Below are 23094 nucleotides of genomic sequence, written 5' to 3'. Positions count from 1 at the left end.
GCTTCGTGCGCTAATGGGTCAAACACTGATCGAAACGGGCGGTGCGCGGCTGCGGGCGCCGGGGAAAACGGCCTGCCTGGCATGCCCGTGGCGCGTGGCAGGCTGAAGATGGACCTGAGGCAGGGCGGCTGCCAGGTTGAGGGGGCTGAGCGCCTGGGGCAATGCAGGGCAGTTGAACAGCAGGCTGCAGTAGCCGCACTTCTCCCACATCACATGAAGCTGGCCGTCCTGGCTCGGGCCGTGATGAGCGTCGCCATGCTGATGAGCAGCCGGCATCGGCATGTCCATTGGCATGGTCATGCCGGCGCCATGGTGATCCATGGGCATCGACTGGGAAACCAGCGGCCCGATGAAAATCATCCACATGGCGAACAGGCTCAGCCATCCGCCACCGGCGCGCCTGCGATCAGGGCGGGTGGTACGGGACTGGCGGTGTGGCGACGAGCGCATCACGCCCTGTCAGCGGCAGTCAGTGCTGATGAGCCTGCGGCTGGCCAGTCGGCGGTGCTTTCTGCACAGCCACTTGCACGGTGATGGGGCCGGCTTTCTCGAAGCGAAGGGTCAGCGGGAAGCGCTGGCCATCGGTCAGCAGGCTGCGATCCTTGGGCTGCATGAGCATCACATGGTAAGCGCTGGGTGCAAACACCAAATCCTTGCCTGCGGGCACTACCACGTTTGGCACTTGCTGCATGCGCATGGCACCGGCCGCGCTCATGGCGTGCTCGTGCAACTGGGTGTCATCGCTGATGGGGGACTCGGCGCTCAGCAGGCGGTCATCGGTGTTGCCATTGTTGTGCACCACGAAATACGCGGCGACGTTGGGGGCATTGGGCGGCAGCTGCAACGACCAGGGATGGGCGATATGCAGGTCGCCCACGGTGTATTCGTGAGCATGGGCGAAAGCGGCGGGCAGCAGGAGGGCGGCCACGGCAAGGGCGTGCTTGAGCATGATGAATGTCCCGATGGAATGAGGTTCAGGCAGGCGGCGTGAGACACTCAGGCAAGCGGGGAGGCACGGGGGTTGAGCGCGGGCCTGAGCTGGCGCGGCGTAGGCGTGGGTGGCGCATCCAGCGACAGTGGGCCGGCAAGACGTGCAGGCGAGGCATGCAGCTGTAACGCTTGTCCGCCCAATGGTAGTGGCGGCGCGGCACCCAGGCAGCACCAGCAGTGCATCGTGCTGGCGCTGTCATCGCTTTGCGGGCCCAGGTCGATCTTGGCCAGGGCCTGCACATCGACCTTGGCCTTGTTGGCCATGCTGGAACAGAACGCCCCCCATAGCAGTTGCTCTGCCGGGCCTTTGGGCGCAGCAGAGGACAACGGCATGGCCAGCAGGTTGAACAGCACCGCTAGGCAGGCTATCCAGGCAATGTGCCGACGTGGGGGCATGGAGAGATCCGGTCAGGAATCGTGGTGACTATTGTACGGCCGAGTATAAGCAAATTTGGCGGGGTGCGGTGACGTGACGCAGGTGCCGTGCCTGGCCGCTGGCTTCGGGATGCCCTGGCACCGCGAAGCCGTTCAGGTTCAGGCCTTGTTGCGGCCCATCAGGCCGCGTACGGTTTCCTGCAGGTCGGCCGGCAGTACCACCACCTTGGCGTTATTGCTGCTCGCCAGGTTTTCCATGGCCCCGACGTAGCGCTCACCGAGCAGGTACATGGCCGGGACGGTTTCGTTGCCGACCGCGTCCTTGACCAGCGAGATGGCCCGCGCCGAGGCTTCGGCCAGGCTGATCTGCGCCTCGGCATCCAGCCGCGCGGCCTGCAGGCGCGCTTCGGCTTCGAGTACTGCCGCCTGCTTGGCGCCTTCGGCACGGGTGACGTCGGCCTTGCGCTCCCGCTCGGCGGCCGCCTGGCGTTCCATGGCCAGTTGCATGTTCTGGGACGGCTTGATGTCCTGGATTTCCACCGAGCGCACGGTCACGCCCCAGTCCTCGGTCTGCTCGGACATGGCCTCGCGCAGGCGCGCCTTGATTTGCTCGCGGCTGGAAAGGGCTTCGTCCAGGTCCATGGCGCCGACGATGGCGCGCAGGGACGTCATGGTCAGGCTGGTGACGGCAAAGGCGTAGTCCTGCACGCCATAAGACGCCTTCTGCGGGTCAACGACCTTGGCAAAGCACAGGGCGTTGGCGACGATGACGGCGTTGTCGCGGGTGATGATTTCCTGTTCCTGCACATCGAGGATGATGTCCTTGGTCGGCAGGCGATAGGCAACCACGTCCATGTAGGGGATGACGACGTTGAGGCCAGGCTTGAGGGTGGTGTGGTAGCGGCCCAGGCGCTCGACGATCCATTCCTCACCCTGGGGGACGATGCGTACCCCCTTGAACACGGTGATCAGGACGAACAGGGCGATGGCGCCGACGACGATGAGGCTGGTCATGATGGCAAATTCCTTTTTTACGGATTCAGGCCCGGATGACGCGGGCGGTATTTCCTTCGACGGCGATCAGGCGTACCCGCTCGCCGGCCGGGATGGTGGTATCGGCAATGCAGGTCCACTCCTCATTGCCCAGTACGGGCTTCTGGAAGCGCACCCGGCCTTTCTGGAATTCGGACACACCTGTGGTCAGCAAGCCGACCTCGCCGATCACGCTGGCGGCGGTCCAGCGCTCATCCGGCTGCTTACGGCGAAACACCTTGAACCACAGCAGGGTAGTCAGCGATGAAAGCACGACCCAGAGCAACCCTTGCATGTCTAGCTCCAGGCCTGGAAACGCCAGGGAGGCCAAGGCCACCAGCACGGCACCGATACCGAACCAGAGGATGAAGAACGTGGGCAAGACCAGTTCGAGCAACATCAGCGCGATGCCGAACACCAACCAGATCCACCATTGCAATTCCATATCAGGCACGTCTTCCGAGGGGGGCGCCCGAGTTTAAGGCAGGACTGCGACACGTGGCCACTTGCAGGCGCTCGGAAAATGCCCAAAGGGGTGTAGGAGCTCAACCCCCCTTAGGCGCTATGCAAGGGGCTTTCGTCACATAGCGAACAAAGCCGCCACCAGTTCCGGCAGGGCATGGAACGTCCGATCGGCAATCGGCAATGTCGGGCGCTTGAGAATGAACACCGGCAGACCAAGCTCGCGGGCTACCTCCAGCTTGGGTTCGGTGGCGACGCTGCCGCTGTTCTTGCTGACCAGAACGTCGATGCGCCGGTCGGTGAACAGAGCACGCTCCTGGTCCAGGTCGAAAGGCCCGCGAGCACCGATCACCTCGCAGCGCGCATTGCCAGGACAGGCCTGCAGGGCGCGCAATGTCCAGAACTGGCCATCCGGGATGGCGTCCAGGTGCTGCAGGGGTTCCCGGCCCAGGGTGAACAGCGGTCGGGCATAGGGCCCAATGCCCTGCATCAGCGCCGGCCAGTCTTCGACTTCGCGCCAGTCATCCCCCGCCTGTGCCTGCCAGGCCGGACGGTGCAGGGCCCAGCAAGGGATCCCGACACGCTGCGCGGCGCTGGCCGCGTTGGCGCTGATACGGGCGGCGTAGGGGTGGGTGGCATCGACCAGCAGCGTGATGCCGTTTTCATAAAGGTACTGGGCCAGCCCAGCGGCCCCCCCGAAGCCGCCCACGCGTACCTGGCACTGCAGGTCGTCGGGCACCCGGCCGATGCCGGCCAGGCTGTAGATGTGGTCCGGGCCCAGCAGGCGTGCGATGGCCAGCGCCTCGGTAATGCCGCCGAGCAGCAGAATGCGCGCCTTCATGGCTGGCCCGCTCGACCGACGATGCCGCCCTGGCGGTCGATGGCGACCACCTCGACGTTCACTTGGGCAGGCACGACGCTGCGGGCGAAGGCCAGGGCATGCTGGCACACGGCATCGCCCAATTGGACACCGGCGCTGTGGGCCAACGCCAGGGCCTGCTGGCTGGTGTTGGCGGCCACGATGGCAGCCTGAAGCGCCGGATCGGCCCCGCCTGCTGCGGCCCAGCCCGCCAATTGCGGCAGGTCGATGCTCGAATGACGGCTGTGCAGGTCCATGTGCCCGGCGGCCAGCTTGCTGATCTTGCCGAAGCCCCCGCACAGGGTCAGGCGTGAAACCGGCACCTTGCGCAGGTGCTTGAGCACCGCCCCAACGAAGTCGCCCATCTCGATCAGGGCGATTTCCGGCAGCCCGTAGACACGGCGCATGGTGTCCTCGCTGGCGTTGCCGGTGCACGCGGCAATGTGGGTGTAGCCGTTGGTGTGCGCCACGTCGATACCTTGATGAATGGAGGCAATGTAGGCTGCGCAGGAGAAGGGGCGCACAATACCGCTGGTGCCCAGGATCGACAGGCCGCCGAGGATGCCCAGGCGTGGGTTCATGGTCTTGAGCGCCAAGGCTTCACCGTCCCGCACGTTGAGGGTGACCTCGAACCCGCCGGTGTAGCCGCATTCGACGGCCAGGCCCTGCAGGTGGTCCGTGATCATACGCCGTGGCACCGGGTTGATGGCCGGCTCGCCCACGGCCAGGACCAGCCCAGGCCGGGTCACAGTGCCCACGCCTGTGCCTGCGACGAAGTGCACACCGGCCTGGGCACGCAGGCGCACCTGGCTGTACAGCAGTGCTCCATGGGTCACGTCCGGGTCGTCGCCGGCGTCCTTGAGCGTGCCTGCTTCGGCGTAATCGTCGACCAGACGGCAGAACTCCAGGCGCATCTGCACCACCTTGCCCTTGGGCAGGGTGATGCTCACTGCGTCGCTGTCTGCACCGGTGAGCAGCAGACGCGCTGCCGCCAGGCTGGTTGCGGTGGCGCAACTGCCGGTGGTCAGGCCACTGCGCAGCGGGGCGGCCTGTTCGCGGGTTTCTTCACGCATCGGCCGGCTTGACCACGTCGAGCAAGGTGATGGGCAGCGCCTGGCGCCAGGTATCGAACGCACCCAAGGGCTGGGCATGAGCAACATGAATGCGCGTCAGTTCGCCACCGTGCTGCGCCTTGAAGTGGGCCAGGGCCAGTTCGCTTTGCACCGTCACGGCGTTGGCCACCAGCCGACCGCCTGGGCGCAGGCTGGACCAGCAATGCGCCAGTACCCCTGGACGGGTGACCCCGCCACCAATGAACACCGCATGCGGCGGTTCCAACCCTTCCAGTGCCATGGGGGCCTTGCCGCGCACCAGGTGCAGGCCAGGTACGCCCAAGGCATCGCGGTTGTACTCGATCAACCCCTGACGGCCCTCGTCGGCCTCGATGGCCACGGCGCGGCATGCCGGGTGTGCACGCATCCATTCGATGCCGATCGAGCCGCAGCCCGCGCCCACGTCCCAGAGCAGCTGCCCGGGCTCGGGGGCCAGCCGGCCCAGGGTGATGGCGCGCACATCGCGCTTGGTCAGTTGGCCGTCGTGCCGGTAGGCGTCATCGGGCAGGCCTGCCAGGCGGTGCAGGCGAGGCGCTTCGGGCGCTGCCACGCATTCGATGGCCACCAGGTTGAGCGCAGCCGTTTGCCCGTGCTGCCACGTGGATGCCTGCCCGTGCAACTGGCCCTGGGCCTCGCCCCCCAGGTGTTCGAAGACCCATAGGCGGCTGGGGCCGAAGCCCCGTTCGCGCAACAATGCGGCAATGGCCGCCGGGCTATCTCCATCATTGCTCAGTACCAGCAGGCGCAGGCCGCCATGCAGGTGCGCGTTGAGTGCGGCCAGGGGCCTTGCCACCAGCGACACCACCTGCACGTCTTGCAGCGCCCACCCCAGGCGCGCAGCAGCCAGGGCGCACGAGGAGGGCATCGACAGCACCTGCATTTCGTCGGCAGGCACCTGGCGCGCCAGGCTGGCGCCCACTCCATAGAACATCGGGTCGCCACTGGCCAGCACGCACACAGGCGAGCCGCGCAGCGCCAGTACCGGCGCTAGCGAGAAAGGGCTCGGCCAGTGCAGCCGTTCGCCGGTCACGCAACGCGGCAGCAGGGCAAGCTGGCGAGGGCTGCCGAAAATCCGTGTCCCACTGAGCAGCGCTCGGCGAGCCTGTTTGCCCAGACCGCTGAAACCGTCTTCGCCGATGCCTACTACTGTGAGCCAGGGTGCCATTGATACCTCTAGAGTTCGTGCGTGTGCAGCACGCCCAATTGTGCCTTTACCCGAAAGATGCTCGACCACCGGCTTTTCATGCGGGCGGCCAAAGCAGGCATAATACCGCGCCTTCTCCACTCAAGCGCAGTTTCACGGATTGCCGGACACCTCAGCGATGCCACCTCACGCTTCCTACAGTTCGCCTCGCCCCTCGGCTTGTCCGGGGTTGTGGCGTATCGTCAGCGCCCTGGATGGCGGCATTTGCCGGATCAAACTGCCGGGCGGGGTGTTGCTGGCCCAGCAGGCCGAGGCCGTCGCCAGCGCCGCCGAGCGCTTCGCAGGGGGGGTGATCGAGGCCACCAACCGGGGCAACCTGCAAATCCGTGGCGTCGGCCCTGATCACCAGCGCCTGGTGGCGGCGCTGCTTGCAGCTGGGCTGGGCCCGCGTGAAGCAGCCGGCGACGATGTTCGTAACCTGATGCTCAGCCCACTGGCCGGGCTTGACCCGGCGATGGTGCTGGACGTCAGGCCGCTGGGGGGGCAAATCCTCGACCTGCTCGAGGGCACGCCACGCTTTCACGCGTTATCGGCCAAGTTCGCCCTTCAGCTCGATGCCGGTGAACGCCTGGCCATGCTCGATCACCCGCACGACCTGTGGCTTTCGGTGCTTGAGCTTGAGCAGCAGCCCTGGCTCGCATTCGGCCTGGCCGGCAGCCTCGGGGAGAGTGACGTACTGGGTGCGGTGCCGTTCAGCCAGGGCTTGACCTTGGTACGCGCCGTGCTCGAACGTTTTCTGGACCTGGCCACCCCAATCCAGTCGCGCATGCGGCATGTGCTGCAGACCTACAAGGCTGCCGACTTCACCGGTGGGCTTGGCGTGGCGTTGCGCCAAGACCCCGCCGTGCTGGGCTGGCGCCGGCCGGTTCGCCCAGTGTCGTGGCTTGGGGCACTGGCTCAGCGGCGTGGGGTTGCGCTTGGCGTGGCACCGCCACTGGGGCGGCTCACCCCGGCCATGTTGCGTGAGGCGGCGCGTGTCGCGCGTGAACAGGGCGACAGCAGCCTGCGCTTGACCCCCTGGCAGAGCCTGGTGCTGCCCAACCTGGCGCGCGGCGCCATCGACCAGGCGCAGCGCAGTCTGATGACGGTCGGGCTGCTCTGCCACGCGGCCGAGCCCTTGGCGCGCATCAGCGCCTGCACCGGCGCCAGCGGCTGTGCCAAGGCCTTGAGCGAGACGAAGGCCGACGCCGTGGCACTGGCCGCATTACTGGGGCCCGGAGCGCCTGCCAGCGTGCATCTTACTGGCTGCCCCCGGTCCTGTGCCCTGGCCCACACCGCCCCGGCCACACTGCTGGCCCGCGCGTCCGGGCGCTACGATCTTTACCAGCGTGACCCCCGCCTGCCGGGGTTCGGCGCCCTGCGCGCCACTGACATTACCTTGAATGAAGCAGGCGCCATGCTCGACCTGCCGACGGAGCACCTTGATGATTGACTACATCCGCGATGGTCAGGAGATCTATCGCAATTCCTTCCGGATCATTCGTGAGGAAGCCCGACTTGAGCGGATTCCCGCAGACCTCGAAAAGCTTGCGGTACGCGTGATCCATGCCTGCGGCATGGTCGATGCGATCGATGGCCTGCAATTCTCCGAGGGCGCCGGCCAGGCCGGCCGTCAGGCTCTGCTGCGTGGCGCGCCGATCCTGTGCGATGCGCACATGGTCGCCGAAGGCATCACCCGGGCACGGCTGCCGGCGAACAACCCGGTCATCTGCACCTTGCGCGACCCGAGCGTACCGGACCTGGCCAAGGCCGCTGGCAACACTCGCTCCGCCGTTGCCCTGGAGCTGTGGCGCCCCCACCTGGAAGGCAGCGTAGTGGTGATCGGCAACGCGCCGACGGCGTTGTTCTACCTGCTGGAAATGCTCGATGCCGGTGCGCCGCGCCCAGCGCTCATCCTGGGGTTCCCCGTCGGCTTCGTTGGCGCTGCCGAATCCAAGGCCATGCTGGCGGCCGACAGCCGTGGCGTGCCCTTCGTGATCATGCAGGGGCGGCTGGGCGGTAGCGCCATGGCCGCCGCGGCCGTGAACGCCCTGGCCACGGAGGTGGAATGATGGCCCCGCGCGGACGCCTGATCGGCCTTGGCGTAGGGCCGGGCGACCCTGAACTGATCACGCTCAAGGCCCTGCGCCTGCTGCGCGAGTCGCCGGTGGTCGGCTACTTTGTCGCCAAGGGCAAGCGCGGTAACGCATTCGGCATCATCGAAGCGCACTTGCAACCCGAGCAGACGCTACTACCGCTGGTCTATCCGGTGACTACCGAAGCCTTGCCCGCGCCCCTGTCCTACGAGCAGGTGATCAGCGACTTCTACGACGAAGCCAGCGTCCAGGTGGCCGAACACCTGGACGCAGGGCGTGACGTGGCGGTGATCTGCGAGGGTGACCCGTTCTTCTATGGCTCCTACATGTACCTGCACGACCGCCTGGCCCAGCGCTATGAAGCGCAGGTGATTCCTGGCGTGTGCTCCATGCTCGGTGGGGCCTCGGTGCTGGGTGCACCGCTGGTCTATCGCAACCAGAGCCTTTCGGTGCTCTCTGGCGTCTTGCCGGCCGAAGACCTCAAGCGCCGCCTGGCCGACGCCGATGCGGCCGTCATCATGAAACTGGGGCGCAATTTTCCCAAGGTGCGGCAGGTGCTCGGTGAGCTGGGCCTGCACGAGCGTGCGCTGTATGTGGAACGCGCCACCATGGCCAACCAGAAAATCGTACCGCTGGACCAGGTCGACCCGCAGTCCTCGCCTTACTTTTCGCTGATCATCGTGCCGGGGGAAAAATGGCAGGGCTGAACACGCAGGTGGCACCGGCCATCGTCATCCTGGGGCAAGGCAGTCTGACCACCGCCCGTTGCCTTCAACAGATCTACGCCCAAGCCACAATTTACGGCCTGCAAGGGCGCGTCCAGGGGGCAGACCAGGATTACAGCACTTTTGGCGATCTGCTGCGCAGCCTTTACCAGCGTGGTACGCCGATCATCGCCTTGTGCGCCGCGGGGATCGTGATCCGCAGCCTGGCCAGCCTGTTGGGCGAGAAAGGTAGCGAGCCGCCTGTGCTTGCCGTGGCAGAAGACGGCAGCGCTGTGGTGCCCCTGCTCGGTGGCCTCAGTGGCGTCAACCAGATGGCACGCGACATCGCCGCTGCGCTGGGTGTGTCAGCGGCCATCACCACCAGCGGCGAGTTGCGCTTTGGTACGTGCCTGCTCAATCCGCCTCAGGGTTACGCCTTGGCGGATCTGGAACAAGGCAAGCGTTTCGTGTCCGACCTGCTGGCTGGAGAGCCGGTTCGCATCGAGGGTCAAGCGCCGTGGCTAGCGCAGGCTCAGTTGCCTGCCAGTGATGCCGCGCAGCGCACCATCCATGTGGGCCATTTGGCGCGCCCCGCCAGCCGAGACGAGCTGTTGATCCACCCCCGCTCCGTCGTGGTCGGTCTCGCCAGCGGCGATCTGCAGACGATTCGTGACGCGCTGCAGCAGGCCGGTATTGCGCAGGCATCGCTGGCCTGCGTGCTGGCCGATGAGCGGGCCATGACGGACACCCGGTTGCATGCCGCCGCGCAGGCGCTGGGTGTCGAATTGCGCTTTGCGGCAAGGCCCGACGATGTGGCTGGCATGGTGGGCGCTGCACTGCCCGAGGCGCGGTTGCAGTGCCAGGGTGAGGTGGTCATCGCCGTGGCACCTGCGCCGGTCGAGGTGACTCAGATTGGCCGTCGCCGTGGACGGCTGGCCGTCATCGGTCTGGGACCCGGTGCAGCGGAGCTGATGGTGCCAGCGGTCAAGGCTGAGCTGGCACGGGCCGAGGATGTGCTCGGCTACGAAACCTACGTACGAATGGCAGGCCCATTCCGGGACGATCAGGTGCTGCACTGCACCGACAACCGTGAGGAGATGCAGCGCGCCCGCCACGCATTCGAACTGGCCGCGCGGGGCCGTTCGGTGGTGGTGGTGTCATCGGGCGACCCAGGTGTATTCGCCATGGCCGCTGCGGTCCTTGAGGCGTTGCACGAGTCCACGAATCCTGACTGGCACGCTGTCGATCTGGAGATACTGCCTGGCGTATCGGCCTCGCTGGCAACGGCTGCACAGGCTGGCGCGCCGCTGGGGCATGACTTCTGTGTCATGTCGCTGTCGGACAATCTCAAACCCTGGTCGATCATCGAAAAACGGCTGGACCTCGCTGCCCAGGCCGATCTGGTGCTGGCCTTCTACAACCCGATTTCCAAAGCACGTCCTCACCAACTGGGGACCGCGCTGGACGTCGTGCGCCGGCACCGTGGTGCTGATACACCTGTAGTCCTTGGCCGTGACATTGGTAGGCCGGGGCAGACTTTGCGCGTCGTCTCTTTGGCCCAACTGGTGCCAGAAATGGTCGATATGCGCACCATGGTGCTGGTGGGCTCATCGACCACGTGCACCTTCGAGCGCCCGGACGGCGGGCAGTGGGTCTACACGCCGCGGTGGTATGGCGCAAAGCCCTGAAGTACGGAAGCTCGATCCGAGGGGGAAGCGTTTCGAGGCAGGATGAGCAGCGTCGAGCAGTTAGGTTCACGGCCGAAACCACCTGGTTTCGACCGGACCTAACTGGAGCCTTTGACATGACCACCAACAAAGAGAACCTTGAACTGCAAATCCTGCCTGACATGAACCTGTTCGTGTTCCCGGACACCATGAGCGAGGTTAACCGTAGCGCGGCCAAGGCCTGCCACGCCCTTGCTACCCAGGGCGCCAATAGACAGCACCACCCGATCCAGGAAACCCAAGCCTGGTTCAACCAGTACGTGTTCCTGATGTCGAAGATGGGTTGGACACCCACGCGCGTTGATGTGCAGCGTATTACCCAGAGCGACAGGCACCTGGAAATCAGCAACCTGGTTGGCAAGGGGCTGCAGGCTGCCTGTGGCGCCTTTACCGGCGACGTGGCATCGGCGCTGGAAGGGTTGGGCAAGACCGTCATTTCCGCACTGGCTGCCAGCACCAAGAATGTCGAATTGCTGGATCGCAAATCCGTGGAGGATGACCGCAACAGCCTGAGCCTGAACAAGTGTGAGCAGACCGGTGCTGGCCAGGTCGCCATGATGGTGAGCGCAGTCCAGACCGATGCCAAGCCTGATAAGAAAGCCAACTACCTGTTGGCCAAATGGGAGAGCAGCGGCACCACCAACTACGCCTGCGGTGCCGTACTGAATCTCGATCAGCGCCAGTACGAGAAAGTACGCGCCGTGGTTGAAACCAAGCTCGACGACAACGCCCTGGAAGTGTTGCTGGCCCTCGAAATCTAACCTGTCGGTCTGACTCACCGGGGCCTTGGCTTCGGTGAGCCTGGAGGGTGCATCAATGGCAAATAACTACAGCGTGTGGCGCAATGGCAACAGTCTGGTGCTCGTCGACAAGACCATCAGCGAGTCTTGCAGGCACGATATGCTCAATATCCAGCTGGCGGCCTACCTGGCCGCGTGCAATGGCGGTGTCTCCGGGGCTGATGGTGACAGCTGGCTCAATGAATACATACGTGTGCAGAGCAGTTTCGGCTGCACGCTTGCTACGCTGCGGTCGCAAACCATATCCATGGTGCCGGTTGCCGCTTTCAAGCCTTGGGACATGCTTTGCGACAGTCTTCTTCAGGCTACGCCTCACCGTCTTCGCGAAGCTGTCGCGCAGTGTCTGGCAGCCTGCGCCAGCAGTGAAACACGCGATGACCGGACGGGGGAGCGCTGGGATCTTGGCGAACACCCTGGCGACACTGGTCTGAACTACGCGCATGCCGAGGTTCGGTTGGTGCTGCCTGAGTATTCCATCATCAGCACTCAACTGAACCTGGGGAGTCGAGAGCCTCTTGATTCTGATTGGCTCTGGCAACTGTTCGACCCTCAGGCGGTGCAGGTGTGCTGGCAGTTCCAGGGGCAATACTTGATCGATTCCAGGCGTATGAACCTCATCGGTCCGGGGCTGGCAAAAAAACTTCAGGGCAAGCTGGCCCATCACCGCAGCGAAATCAGCGTGCAGGAGCTCAACCATGACTAACACCGACGCATCATCTATCGTTGGCCAGCTGGTCCACAGCAGCGTGCTGGTTTTTCTGCCAAGCGTATGCCCGCAAGCACGTTCAGACATACTGTTGGCCAACGCCTTTGCGCAGCAGGTGGCATGGGGGGATTTGAAAGACGGTCTTGAACCTGACTGGTTCAGGAATTATTGGCGCAACCTCGCTGCCCTTGGCTTCGATGGCAAGCTGGCGCCAGTAGGGCGGCGGCCGGGGCCTGACCGCGACAGCCTGGCTGCGCAGGCAGTCGAGCACATCAGCCAGGCGAGCTCTCCACGCCTGGCCGAAGCGGCCAACCAGGCGCTAGAGGCCCTACGTCGAGATGACAAGGCGCTGAGGCTGTTCAGCGCACATTCGACCGTGGGCACTCAGGCGCGCGTGCAGTTGTTGCCCTGTGCTCAACAGTCGAATGGTTTTATCGACATGGTGCTGCTGCACATGGATATTTCAATGAAGAAAAACACCAGCGACTTCCTGTTCATGGGCGCGAGCAACGGGATCAGTGTGAAAGACCTGCGACTGGAAGTGATCCATTTCAATCTGCAAGGGTTTCGTGAGGATTATCGGCGCAGGGCAGAGGCCAGTGTTGCGCGAACGGCCGAGCGCGTCATCAGGGATCTGGTGCTCTAGTTGCGCGGCTAACTGCCGTCAGGGCCCATGCCCTGATCAGCATTGGCCGGCTGTTGGCTGGACCAGTGTTGGATCAGCTCTCGCAGTTGGGACAATTCGACGGGCTTGGCCATATGGCCGTCCATGCCGGCTTGCTTGGCGCGGTCCTTGTGCTCGGCGAGGATATGCGCGGTCAGTGCAACGACGGGCGTGCGCACGCGCTGGTTGGCGGCTTCCCATTCGCGCAGGCGCCTGGTTGCCGAGAAACCATCCAGAACCGGCATTTCGCAATCCATGAGCACCAGGTCATAGCGCTTGGCTTTCATCGCTTCAAGGGCTTCTTCGCCGTTGGAGGCAGTATCGGGCTGCAGGCTGAGCTTGCCGAGCATGCTGCGGATGACCTTGGTCGAAATGGTGTTGTCCTCTGCGACCAGCACGCTGAAATCTGGGGGCAGGTCGAGGGCCTGGGGCTGGCCTGGTGCAACAGCCGGCAGCGCCTGCTCGCGGCCGCGTTGAGCCAGTTCTTCGGCCAGCGTGGTCTTGAGCGTGTAGCCAGCGACCGGTTTGGCCAGTATCCGCTTGATCCCGGCATTACGGGCGATGATCTTGCTGGGGGCGTTGCTGATACCGGTCAGCATGACCACCAGGATGTCGTGATTGAGGCTGGGGTCTTCCTTGATCTTGGCGGCCAGTTGCATGCCGGTCATGCCGGGCATGTTCTGGTCCAGGAGCACCGCGTCGAAGTAATCGCGAAGGTGAGCCTTGGTACGCAGCAAAGCCAAGGCTTCCTTGCCTGAAGGCACTGCGCTGACATTCATGCCCCAGGCGCTGCACTGTTGGACCAGTACCTTGCGGCACGTGTCGTTGTCGTCCACCACCAGTACCCGCGCGTCGCGCAGCGGCCCGTCCAGGTCGGCCGGAGGTTGCTCGAGGCAGGCTGGGTCCAGCGGCAAGGTCAGCCACAAGGTATTGCCGGTGCCGGTGCTGCTCTTGATGCCAAACTCCCCATGCATCAGGCCAATCAGCTGCTTGGCGATTACAAGCCCCAGGTGGCCGCCCAGCCGATTGCTGGACAGGAAGTGCCTGCTGTGCAGTTCCGCCTGCAGCAGCGCCTCGCGATCGGCTGCCGGCAAGGGGTCGCCGCTGTCCTGTACCGCGATGCGCAAGCGGGGCACCTCGCCGCGCTGGTCCAGTGCAACGACAAGCAGAATTTCCCCCTGGTCGGTGTTTTTCAGCGCGTTTTCCATCAGGCTCGACAGCGCCTGGCGCAAGCGTGTGGGATCGCCGCTGACCACACGGGGCACCTGGGGCTGGGTGAAGCTGATCAGCTCGATGTTCTGCTGCTCGGCCTTGGCCCGAAAGATGTTCAAGCAGTCTTCGATTAGCGCGTTGAGGTCGAACTGGACATCGTCGAGTTCGATCTGACGGGATTCGAGCTTGGAGATATCGAGTATCTCGTTGATCAACGTGAGCAGCTCGTTGCCCGCGCTGTGAATGGTCTGAACGTAATCGCGCTGTTTGACGGACAACGGCGTGCCCAGCAGCAGTTCGGTCATGCCCAGCACGCCGTTCATGGGGGTACGTATTTCGTGGCTGATCTTGGCCAGAAATTCGGCCTTGGCGTTGATTTCGGCGTCACTGGCTGCCAAGGCGCGGCTGACACTGAAGCGCTCCTCATTGATGCGTCGCAGCCGGTCGCTGACAGCCAGGTTCAATAGCAGCCCGCTCGCCACTGCCAGCCCCAACAGAATGCACAGCAACCAAGGCGTGGGGGTGCGTGTAAGCCCAAGCAGGGCAGGCAGCAGCACCAGCCCGCCAACGTTGAAGATGATCATCGCCAGACCGAACAAACGGGCGGGTGCGTAACCGCGGTACCAATGGTAGCTGCTGACCACCAGCATCGTGACACTGCCCAGTGCCATCAAGGCATAGGTCATGAGATTGAGCGGCAAGGTGTCGATGAACAGCAGCACGATCCCGCTCACCCCCACCAGCAGCATCTCGCCGCTCAACAGCCGGTTAAGGCGCGGCGAGTTGCGCGGTGCGAAGAAGCGCTGGGTGAAGTACAGCCCTGCCAGCCCTGCCAGGACCAGCGTAAGGTACGCCGCTGGCGTCTGGGCGCTGTACCACACATGCCACCATGGGCCGCTGAGATTCAGCAGGATCAGGCCGCTGAGCAACATCAAGCCATGGTAGAACGCCAGGATCAGGGCAGTGCTCGAGCGGCTGTAGATGAAGCGAATCAGGTTATGCAGGATCAGCATCACCAGGCCACCGAACAGCATGCCGAACAGCAACGGCTGGGTCTGATTGGCGGCGGCGCGCGCAGCGGGCTCAAGGCTGATGGCCGGGCGCAGCTGGTGTTCCGATACCAGGCGCAGGTAGATATCCAGGCTTTGCTTGCTGTTAGGCAATGGCAGCACGTGGTCGCTGCCGCGCAATGTGGGGTTGGCACTGCCGGTTTGGCGGCCGTGATGCAGGTGGCGTATCAGCTTGTCGCCTTGCAGGGCGTATAGGTCCAGACCAGAAAGATCAGGCGCGAAGACGCGCAGCAGTTGTTCCTGCTCACCGGGCTCTAGGCGGTAATGCAGCCACAGGGCCTGGTCGGGGGGCGCCGCATCGAGTTCTGCCAGCTCCAGCGGGCTGAACTGGTTGCGATAACGGTCCGAGCGCACGTCGCTCAGTTGCAGGTTGCCTTGTTCGTCGAGCAGCAGGGCCCAGCCACTGTCATGCTCCGCCATCGCGGGGAACATGCAGATCAGGGTCAGCAAGCTGACGATCAACGCTGAGGCAATCCGGAGCCGGCGCACTACGAAATCCCTTCTTGGCCCATGTGCGGGGTGCTAACTATGCGCGGCGTTTGGAGTTGAAGGCAAGGCCCGCGGGCACGCCAACGAGCCGGTTGCCGTGCGCCCGGCTGCACAGGTCCGGGCGCCTCGACAGTGCAGCGATAAAGCGGTTATTGCTCGCCACGTTCCCGGGCAATGGCCCGGTAGCCGATGTCGGTCCGGTAGAAGCTGCCGTCCCAGGTGATCTGCTCGGCCAGGCGATACGCTTGCTGCTGAGCGGATTCGACGGTCTCACCCATGGCCGTGGCGCACAGCACGCGCCCCCCAGCGGTAACCACGTCACCGTCCTTCAAGGCAGTGCCCGCATGGAATACCTTGCCTTCGATTTTTGCGGCCGCCTCCAGGCCTGAAATGGCTGCGCCCTTGGCGTAGTCACCAGGGTAGCCGCCTGCGGCCAGCACCACACCCAGACTAGGGCGTGGGTCCCACTGCGCCTCGACCTTGTCCAGGGCCTTGGCAAAGGCTGCTTCGATGAGCAGTACCAGGCTCGACTCCAGGCGCAGCATGATCGGCTGGGTTTCCGGGTCGCCGAAGCGGCAGTTGAATTCGATGACCTTGGGGTTGCCCGCCTTGTCGATCATCAGGCCTGCATACAGGAAGCCGGTGTAGACATTGCCTTCTTCAGCCATGCCGCGCACGGTCGGCCAGATCACCTGATCCATGACCCGCTGGTGAACCTGGTCAGTGACTACAGGGGCAGGGGAGTAGGCACCCATGCCGCCCGTGTTCGGGCCGCTGTCCTGGTTGCCGACGCGCTTGTGGTCCTGGCTGGTGGCCATGGGCAGCACGTTGTGACCGTCGACCATGACGATGAAGCTGGCTTCCTCGCCATCGAGAAATTCCTCGATGACCACGCGCGAACCCGCTTCACCAAAGGCATTGCCCGCGAGCATGTCTCGCACGGCGGCTTCGGCTTCTGCCAAGGTCATGGCGACGATGACGCCCTTGCCAGCGGCCAGGCCATCGGCCTTGATCACGATCGGCGCGCCTTTTTCCTGCAGGTACGCCAGGGCCGGTTCGATCTCGGTGAAGTTCTGGTAGTCGGCCGTCGGGATCTTGTGGCGGGCCAGGAAGTCCTTGGTGAACGCCTTGGAACCTTCCAGTTGGGCAGCGCCCTGGGTCGGGCCGAAGCAGTCCAGGCCACGGCTGCGGAACAGGTCGACCACACCGATGACCAGTGGCGCTTCCGGGCCGACGATGGTCAGGTCGACGTTCTTCTCGGCAAAGTCAGCCAGTTGCTCCAGAGCGCAAACGTCGATGGCGACGTTCTCGCACTTGGCCTCGATGGCGGTGCCAGCGTTGCCTGGAGCCACGAAGACTTTTTCGACGCGTGGGTCCTGGGCGACTTTCCATGCCAGGGCGTGCTCACGGCCGCCGCTGCCGATGATCAAAACTTTCATGTCAAAACCTCTAGATCTGTCGAGCAAAAGGCTGTGCCTCTCGCTGTGCCAGGTCGCACCGCAGCAGTTGCCTGCCTGGGTGCGGCCGATTGCCCTGAATCAGTGGCGGAAGTGGCGCATGCCGGTGAACACCATGGCGATGCCGGCTTCGTCAGCGGCAGCGATTACCTCGGCGTCACGCATCGAGCCGCCGGGCTGAATGACCGCGCTGATGCCGACCTTGGCCGCATTGTCGATGCCATCGCGGAACGGGAAGAATGCGTCCGAGGCCATGACGGCGCCCTGCACCTGCAAGCCGGCATGTTCGGCCTTGATGGCGGCGATACGGGCGGAGTTGACGCGGCTCATCTGGCCCGCGCCAACACCGATGGTCTGGCGCTGCTTGGCATAGACGATGGCATTGGATTTGACGAACTTGGCCACTTTCCAGGCGAACACCAGGTCGTGGATCTCTTGCTCGGTGGGTGCACGCTGGGTGACGATCTTCAGGTCATCGGCGTTGATCATGCCGATGTCACGACTCTGGACCAGCAGCCCGCCGTTGACTCGCTTGAAGTCCCAGCCGGCAGCCCGCTCCGCTGGCCACTCGCCGCATTCGAGCAGGCGCACGTTCTGCTTGGCTGCAACCACCTCGCGCGCAGCCTGGGAGATCGTCGGTGCGATGATCACCTCGACGAACTGGCGCTCGACGATGGCTTTGGCGGTTTCGCCGTCCAACTCGCGGTTAAAGGCAATAATGCCGCCGAAGGCCGATTCGGTGTCGGTGGCGTAGGCCAAGTCGTAAGCTTTGCGGATACCGCCTTCGTCTTCAGGCACTACGGCCACGCCACACGGGTTGGCATGCTTGACGATGACGCAGGCCGGCTTGACGAAGCTCTTGACGCACTCGAGCGCAGCGTCGGTGTCGGCCACGTTGTTGAAGGACAGCTCTTTGCCCTGCAGCTGCACGGCAGTGGAAATGCTGGCTTCGCCTTTCTTGGCTTCCACGTAGAACGCCGCGCGCTGGTGCGGGTTCTCGCCGTAGCGCATTTCCTGGGCCTTGACGAACTGGGTGTTGAAGGTGCGCGGAAAATCGCCGCGTGCCTCGGTGCTCAGGGTTTCCCTGGCCTGGTCCACGGTGCCCATGTAGTTGGCGATCATGCCGTCGTAGGCGGCGGTGTGTTCGAAGGCCTTGAGCATGAGGTCGAAGCGCTGGGCGTAGGTCAGACCGCCGGCCTTCAGGCCCTCGACGATGCTGGCGTAGTCACTGGCGTTGACCACGATGGCCACGTCCTTGTGGTTCTTGGCAGCCGAGCGGACCATGGTCGGGCCGCCGATGTCGATGTTCTCGATGGCGGTCGGCAGGTCGCAGCCAGGCTTGGAGATGGTGGCTTCGAAGGGGTACAGGTTGACCGCCACCAGGTCGATGGGCTTGATCCCGTGCTCGTTCATGATCGCGTCGTCGGTACCGCGACGACCGAGGATGCCGCCATGGATCATCGGGTGCAGGGTCTTGACCCGGCCATCCATCATTTCGGCGAAGCCGGTGTAGTCGGCCACTTCCACCGCGTTGACACCGTTGTCCTTGAGCAGCTTGTAGGTGCCGCCGGTGGACAGTATCTCGACCCCGAGCAGTTGCAGCTCACGGGCAAATTCGAGGATACCGGTCTTGTCGGAGACGCTGATCAGGGCGCGGCGGACTGGCAGGCGGGTAGTCTGGTCGGTCATTTCGGGTTCCAATAACGCGGTGGAGTCAGCAAAAAAGGCGTCTGTGTTGAGACAGGCGCCTTTTTCGATCGGGATTCTGGCTTACAGCAAGTCGTATTGCTTGAGCTTCTTGCGCAGCGTGCCTCGGTTCAACCCGAGCATCTCGCTGGCTTTGGTCTGGTTGCCCTTCACATAGCTCATCACGCTTTCAAGCAGCGGCGCCTCGACTTCGGAGAGCACCAGGTTGTACACGTCCGTGACGGTCGCGCCTTCGAGGTGGGCGAAGTAGTTGTGCAGCGCCTTCTCGACGCTGTCGCGAAGGGTCTGGCCCTCTTCGCTTGGCGTGTTCAGGTGCTGTTTCAGGTTGGCGTTGTCGCTCACGGGCGTTGTTCCACTCACAAATGTTTCGGTCATCATCGTCATGCGGCCACCCCTTGTCCGTCCTCTGTCTCAAGGCTCTGTCGACGTTCACTGAAAAACGCGCGAACGTTGGCGCACTGCGCTTGTGTGTCTTCCAAAGCGTTGAACCGGGAGCGAAACTCCTTGCCGCCGGGTCGTGTCGCCAGGTACCAGCCCACGTGCTTGCGGGCGATTCGCACGCCCATTACATCGCCGTAGAAGGCGTGCAGGGCGGCCAGGTGCTCTAGCAGGATGCGTTCCACCTCGTCCAGCTGCGGCGCTGGCAAATGCTCGCCAGTGCGCAGGTAATGCTCGATCTCGCGAAAGATCCAGGGCCGCCCTTGAGCGGCCCGGCCGATCAGCAGGCCATCCACGCCCGTGGCGTCGAGCACTGCCTTGGCCTTTTCCGGCGATGTGATGTCGCCGTTGGCGAAGACCGGGATGGACACCGCTTGCTTGATAGCGGCGATGGTGTCGTATTCGGCTTCACCGGTGTACAGGTCGGCGCGTGTGCGGCCATGCACCGCAAGCGCCTGGATGCCAGCCTGTTCAGCGATCTTCGCCACGTTCAGGCCATTCTTGTTGGCCCGGTCCCAGCCGGTGCGGATTTTCAGCGTCACCGGCACGTCCACGGCGCCCACGACGGCGTGCAGAATTTCGCTGACCAAGGCTTCATCTCTCAATAAAGCAGAGCCTGCCGCCTTGTTGCAGACTTTTTTTGCCGGGCAGCCCATGTTGATATCGATGATCTGGGCGCCCGCGGCGACATTGGCCTGTGCAGCCGCCGCCATCATCTGTGCATCGCCGCCGGCGATCTGGACCGAGCGGGGCTCGGGATCGCCTTCGTGGATGCGGCGCAGGCTCGACTTGCGGCTGTTCCACAAGGACAGGTCGCTGGAGACCATTTCCGACACCACCATGCCTGCGCCCATGCGCTGGCAAAGTGTTCGGAACGGCTGGTCCGTGACCCCAGCCATGGGTGCGAGGATCAGATTATTGCGCAGTGTATAAGGGCCGATGCGTACCGCCGACATAGGTGTTCCCTGTTGTGGGGCCGAATCTTGAGGTTCGAAAAAGGGTTGGCATGATACCCGCTCTGGATGACCGGATAAAGATGGATTTGGATAAAATCTGAACAACTGCGGGTTGCCGCCCCTGCACCTTGGGCTCCGGGTCGTCAGACCCGGACAAGCGGCATCATGGCCGGCGTGCCGGCAGCGTATCGGGTAGGCCGCCTGGGTTTATTCCGGCGAGCGAAAGCTCAGGCTGTAGTTCACCGCTCGCTGACCTGGGTCGAGAATATCCAGCGCGATGTGGATCGGGGTCTGGCTGGGCATTTCGCCGCGTCCGGCCAGCTCCCCGGACAGGTATTCGGCCGGTTTGAAGCGGCGGCTGGCGATCAGTTGGCCGTTGAGGTCCGAGAAGCGCAGTTCGAGCAGTGGAAACGGTTGGGCGAAAGGTGCGCGGTTATAGATGATGGCGTCCACGATCAGCGCCCCTTTGAAGTCCGGGTGGCTGCGCACCACCAGGTTGCTGCTCTTGATCCGGTTCACATCGACGCGAGAGGGGACCTGGCAGCCCACGACCGGGCACACCTGCTCGAACAGTGGGCGATACTGGTCCTGTCGGGACAGCTCGTCGAAATGGAACCACACATACTGCAAGGCTAGCGTGGCGGCAGCGATCAGCGTCAAGCCACCCCATAACAAACGCTTGCCCCAGGCCGGGGCCGGTTTCTCCCAGCCTAGTTGCAGCGGGTCGTCCACCACATCCACCAGGGGTTCCTTGCGCCTTGGGCGTTCGACCTTGTCAGTGACTTCAGGCTCCAGACGCCCCATGGGCAACGGCGCCTCGTCGAGCTCATCGTCGGCGCGCAGGCTAGTTGCCAAAGGTTCGTCGTCGTGCGCGGTGAGGCCGGCAATCGACACATCGTCATCGTCATCGGGGCGCAGCGGCGCTCCCAGTTTCGGCTCATCTTCATTCGTAACGATGCTGCCCAGCGGCGGCTCACCTTCTGCATCGGTGTTCAGGTCAGCGGTGAAGGTCGGCTCGGTACGCGCCTCGCGCCGTGAATCTGCCTGGGGGGCGGGCTTGAGCACGGGGGCGGCATCAGCCTGTTCCGGTTCAAACGGCTCGCCGGCTGCAGTGCCGAAGACCTCGTCCAGGTGTTCCTCTGTGTCCTCCTCGTGACGCCGTGCCTGCAGCACGGGCGTCTGGTCGGCCTCACCCACCTGTACAGGCGCGTGGCGGCGTTCCAGGCGCTCCAGTTCCTTGTCCAGATCGAGTTCGTCCAAGGCCTGGGCGGTCTGGGCCCAGGCCTCGTCGTCCGGGGCGATGGGGTGCCCTTGCACGGGGGTGGGCGCGGCAGGCGACGGCGCTGCCTCGGTTGCCGGCAGCGGGTTCGCCTGAGGGGGGGCGCTGCGGTTCTGTGCCAGCAGCTGCTTGGCGGCATTGAACACTTGCAGGCACTGGCCGCAACGCACCACGCCACGGGCCACGCTCAACTGGTGGTGGGTGACACGAAAGCTGGTCTGGCAATGCGGGCACTGGGTGACGAAACTGTCGGTCATGCGGCGATCCGGAGGCTGTGCTGAGGGCTATTCTGGGTTCGACTAGCGGCGGCGACCACTGATTCGCACCCAGCCATCGCGAACGACGATGGGGTCCAGGTCGAAATCGGCAGCGTAGGCGGCAGCCACTTCTTCACCTTGTTCGGCGAGGATGCCCGACAGCGCCAACAGGCCGCCCGGGCGAACCAGGCCGCTGAGTTGCGGTGCCAGCGCCACCAATGGCCCGGCCAGGATGTTGGCCACCAGCACGTCGGCCTGCATGGCAGGCATGTGCTCGGGCAGGTAGAGCGCGAACAGCTCGTCGGCAATGCCGTTGCGCTGGGCATTGTCGCGAGAGGCCTCGATGGCCTGCACATCGATGTCCGTGCCTACCGCTTCGCGCGCGCCCAGCAGCAGTGCAGCGATGGCCAGAATGCCCGAGCCACAGCCGAAGTCCAGGACCTGGGTGCCTTGCAGTTGCTGACCGTCGAGCCATTCAAGGCACAGCGCCGTGGTGGGGTGCGTGCCCGTGCCGAACGCCAGGCCAGGATCGAGCAACAGGTTCACGGCCTCCTTTTCCGGGGCATCGTGCCAGCTGGGCACGATCCACAGCCGGCGGCCGAAGCGCATCGGCTGGAAGTTGTCCATCCAGCTGCGTTCCCAGTCCTGGTCTTCGATCACTTCGGCCTGGTGCTGGGGCAGCTCGACCCCCGTCAGCAGGCGCAGGTGCGCGAATACCTGCTCGGGGTTGGTGTCGGCCTCGAACAGGGCCAGCAGATGGGTGTGCGACCAAAGCGGCGTGGTATTGAGGTCTGGCTCGAAGATGGGTTGATCTTCGGCGTCCATGAAGGTGACCGACACCGCGCCGACTTCCAGCAGCGCGTCTTCGTAGGTTTCGGCTTGTTCCGGGCTGATGGCCAGACGTACTTGCAGCCAGGGCATGGCGTGTACCTTTGATAGATCCAGAAGGGCAGCCCAAGGCTGCGCGGGAGCCTGGCAGTTTACGCGAGTGCGTGGGGTTTGTAGAGACGCCTGCGCCTGCCAGGTGCCGGTGCCTAGACAAAGCACAGGGACAGGGATTCGGCCCGGTAGGCGGGCTTGTCCTCGTCTTTTATCTCCAGTGTGGCGATAGCCTTGAGCAACCATTGGCCGGGGCGCTTTTGCTGCACATCGGCCAGCTCCACATGCAGGCGCACCTGGCTGTCGACCTTCACCGGCTGGATGAAGCGCACGCTGTCCAGGCCGTAGTTGACGACCATTTTCAACCCCTGTGGCAAGACCAGGATGTCTTCGATCAGCGCAGGTATCAGGGACAGGGTCAGAAACCCATGGGCGATGGTGCAGCCGAACACGGTCTGCGCCGCTCGCTGCGGGTCGACGTGGATGAACTGATGATCGCCAGTCGCCTCGGCGAAACGGTCGATACGCTGCTGGTCGATGGTCAGCCAGGCCGAGTGGCCGAGGGACTTGCCGATGTATTGGGTAAGCGCGGTGACCGGCACTAGCGGCATGGTGAGCCTCATGGGTATTAAATGGTACG

Annotated in this window: 23 protein-coding genes; 7 read left to right on the top strand and 16 right to left on the bottom strand. The window is 64.1% G+C overall.

Features of this window, described 5'->3' with window-relative positions:
- Nucleotides 1–18: 18 nt before the first annotated feature.
- The 8 genes from ACF8R3_RS12755 to ACF8R3_RS12720 form a co-directional block, all read right to left on the bottom strand.
- Complete coding sequence (locus tag ACF8R3_RS12755) at nucleotides 19–450, bottom strand: DUF2946 domain-containing protein (protein ID WP_058638229.1); 432 nt, start codon at nucleotides 448–450, stop codon at nucleotides 19–21.
- Nucleotides 451–469: 19 nt separating this feature from the next.
- Nucleotides 470–949 (bottom strand): copper chaperone PCu(A)C, encoded by a 480-nt coding sequence (locus tag ACF8R3_RS12750; protein WP_058603508.1) that lies wholly within the window; start codon nucleotides 947–949, stop codon nucleotides 470–472.
- Nucleotides 950–996: 47 nt separating this feature from the next.
- Entirely contained in the window at nucleotides 997–1386 is a 390-nt protein-coding gene (locus ACF8R3_RS12745) for a DUF2946 domain-containing protein (RefSeq protein WP_058603509.1), read from the bottom strand.
- Between the two features lie 138 nt (nucleotides 1387–1524).
- Nucleotides 1525–2379, bottom strand: coding sequence for an SPFH domain-containing protein (locus ACF8R3_RS12740; protein ID WP_058638228.1), 855 nt, complete (start codon nucleotides 2377–2379; stop codon nucleotides 1525–1527).
- 25 nt (nucleotides 2380–2404) lie between these two features.
- A complete protein-coding gene (locus tag ACF8R3_RS12735) occupies nucleotides 2405–2842 on the bottom strand; it encodes an NfeD family protein (RefSeq protein WP_058638227.1) in 438 nt (145 codons plus the stop codon).
- Nucleotides 2843–2977: 135 nt separating this feature from the next.
- Nucleotides 2978–3700, bottom strand: a complete 723-nt coding sequence (locus ACF8R3_RS12730) for a cobalt-precorrin-6A reductase (RefSeq protein ID WP_058638226.1) — start codon at nucleotides 3698–3700, stop codon at nucleotides 2978–2980.
- The gene (locus tag ACF8R3_RS12725; protein WP_058638225.1) at nucleotides 3697–4791 is read right to left on the bottom strand and encodes a cobalt-precorrin-5B (C(1))-methyltransferase; all 1095 of its coding nucleotides are present in this window, start codon (nucleotides 4789–4791) and stop codon (nucleotides 3697–3699) included. The genes ACF8R3_RS12730 and ACF8R3_RS12725 overlap by 4 nt, the downstream gene beginning before the upstream one ends.
- The gene (locus tag ACF8R3_RS12720; protein WP_058638224.1) at nucleotides 4784–5995 is read right to left on the bottom strand and encodes a bifunctional cobalt-precorrin-7 (C(5))-methyltransferase/cobalt-precorrin-6B (C(15))-methyltransferase; all 1212 of its coding nucleotides are present in this window, start codon (nucleotides 5993–5995) and stop codon (nucleotides 4784–4786) included. Before ACF8R3_RS12720 ends, ACF8R3_RS12725 begins: the two co-directional genes overlap by 8 nt.
- Before the next feature lie 157 nt (nucleotides 5996–6152).
- Here ACF8R3_RS12720 and cobG point away from each other — a divergent pair, with 157 nt between their 5' ends.
- From cobG to ACF8R3_RS12685, 7 genes are all read left to right on the top strand, one after another.
- Nucleotides 6153–7466, top strand: coding sequence for a precorrin-3B synthase (gene cobG, locus ACF8R3_RS12715; RefSeq protein ID WP_058638223.1), 1314 nt, complete (start codon nucleotides 6153–6155; stop codon nucleotides 7464–7466).
- Complete coding sequence (locus ACF8R3_RS12710) at nucleotides 7459–8085, top strand: precorrin-8X methylmutase (protein ID WP_027915280.1); 627 nt, start codon at nucleotides 7459–7461, stop codon at nucleotides 8083–8085. The genes cobG and ACF8R3_RS12710 overlap by 8 nt, the downstream gene beginning before the upstream one ends.
- On the top strand, nucleotides 8085–8816 hold the full coding sequence (locus ACF8R3_RS12705) for a precorrin-2 C(20)-methyltransferase (RefSeq protein ID WP_058603631.1): 732 nt from the start codon (nucleotides 8085–8087) through the stop codon (nucleotides 8814–8816). Before ACF8R3_RS12710 ends, ACF8R3_RS12705 begins: the two co-directional genes overlap by 1 nt.
- Complete coding sequence (cobJ, locus tag ACF8R3_RS12700; protein WP_196126325.1) at nucleotides 8804–10501, top strand: precorrin-3B C(17)-methyltransferase; 1698 nt, start codon at nucleotides 8804–8806, stop codon at nucleotides 10499–10501. The genes ACF8R3_RS12705 and cobJ overlap by 13 nt, the downstream gene beginning before the upstream one ends.
- 116 nt (nucleotides 10502–10617) lie before the next feature.
- Nucleotides 10618–11301 carry a hypothetical protein gene (locus ACF8R3_RS12695; RefSeq protein ID WP_392515682.1) on the top strand — a complete coding sequence of 228 codons (684 nt, stop codon included), beginning with the start codon at nucleotides 10618–10620 and terminating at the stop codon, nucleotides 11299–11301.
- Between the two features lie 55 nt (nucleotides 11302–11356).
- A complete protein-coding gene (locus ACF8R3_RS12690) occupies nucleotides 11357–12043 on the top strand; it encodes a hypothetical protein (RefSeq protein ID WP_196185794.1) in 687 nt (228 codons plus the stop codon).
- Complete coding sequence (locus tag ACF8R3_RS12685) at nucleotides 12036–12692, top strand: hypothetical protein (RefSeq protein WP_196185793.1); 657 nt, start codon at nucleotides 12036–12038, stop codon at nucleotides 12690–12692. Before ACF8R3_RS12690 ends, ACF8R3_RS12685 begins: the two co-directional genes overlap by 8 nt.
- A gap of 8 nt (nucleotides 12693–12700) precedes the next feature.
- Here ACF8R3_RS12685 and ACF8R3_RS12680 read toward each other — a convergent pair whose 3' ends face one another.
- The 8 genes from ACF8R3_RS12680 to ACF8R3_RS12645 all read right to left on the bottom strand — a co-directional run bounded on the left by ACF8R3_RS12680 (nucleotide 12701) and on the right by ACF8R3_RS12645 (nucleotide 23065).
- Nucleotides 12701–15481, bottom strand: coding sequence for a response regulator (locus ACF8R3_RS12680; protein ID WP_392515681.1), 2781 nt, complete (start codon nucleotides 15479–15481; stop codon nucleotides 12701–12703).
- Between the two features lie 149 nt (nucleotides 15482–15630).
- Nucleotides 15631–16920, bottom strand: coding sequence for a phosphoribosylamine--glycine ligase (gene purD, locus ACF8R3_RS12675; RefSeq protein WP_058638217.1), 1290 nt, complete (start codon nucleotides 16918–16920; stop codon nucleotides 15631–15633).
- Nucleotides 16921–17019: 99 nt separating this feature from the next.
- A complete protein-coding gene (purH, locus tag ACF8R3_RS12670; RefSeq protein WP_058638216.1) occupies nucleotides 17020–18627 on the bottom strand; it encodes a bifunctional phosphoribosylaminoimidazolecarboxamide formyltransferase/IMP cyclohydrolase in 1608 nt (535 codons plus the stop codon).
- Between the two features lie 81 nt (nucleotides 18628–18708).
- Nucleotides 18709–19029 (bottom strand): DNA-binding transcriptional regulator Fis, encoded by a 321-nt coding sequence (fis, locus tag ACF8R3_RS12665; RefSeq protein WP_023534526.1) that lies wholly within the window; start codon nucleotides 19027–19029, stop codon nucleotides 18709–18711.
- Complete coding sequence (gene dusB, locus ACF8R3_RS12660) at nucleotides 19026–20039, bottom strand: tRNA dihydrouridine synthase DusB (RefSeq protein ID WP_058603523.1); 1014 nt, start codon at nucleotides 20037–20039, stop codon at nucleotides 19026–19028. Before dusB ends, fis begins: the two co-directional genes overlap by 4 nt.
- A gap of 207 nt (nucleotides 20040–20246) precedes the next feature.
- A complete protein-coding gene (locus ACF8R3_RS12655) occupies nucleotides 20247–21575 on the bottom strand; it encodes a DUF3426 domain-containing protein (protein ID WP_392515680.1) in 1329 nt (442 codons plus the stop codon).
- Between the two features lie 42 nt (nucleotides 21576–21617).
- Nucleotides 21618–22496, bottom strand: coding sequence for a 50S ribosomal protein L11 methyltransferase (gene prmA / locus ACF8R3_RS12650; RefSeq protein ID WP_392515679.1), 879 nt, complete (start codon nucleotides 22494–22496; stop codon nucleotides 21618–21620).
- Nucleotides 22497–22609: 113 nt separating this feature from the next.
- On the bottom strand, nucleotides 22610–23065 hold the full coding sequence (locus tag ACF8R3_RS12645; RefSeq protein WP_058603526.1) for a MaoC family dehydratase: 456 nt from the start codon (nucleotides 23063–23065) through the stop codon (nucleotides 22610–22612).
- Nucleotides 23066–23094 lie beyond the last annotated feature (29 nt).

Source organism: Pseudomonas sp. FYR_7 (assembly GCF_043106155.1).
Classification (GTDB): Bacteria; Pseudomonadota; Gammaproteobacteria; order Pseudomonadales; family Pseudomonadaceae; genus Aquipseudomonas; species Aquipseudomonas parafulva_B.
Note: the sequence above shows the minus strand (reverse complement) of the source record. Positions and strands in the feature narration are given on the sequence as shown.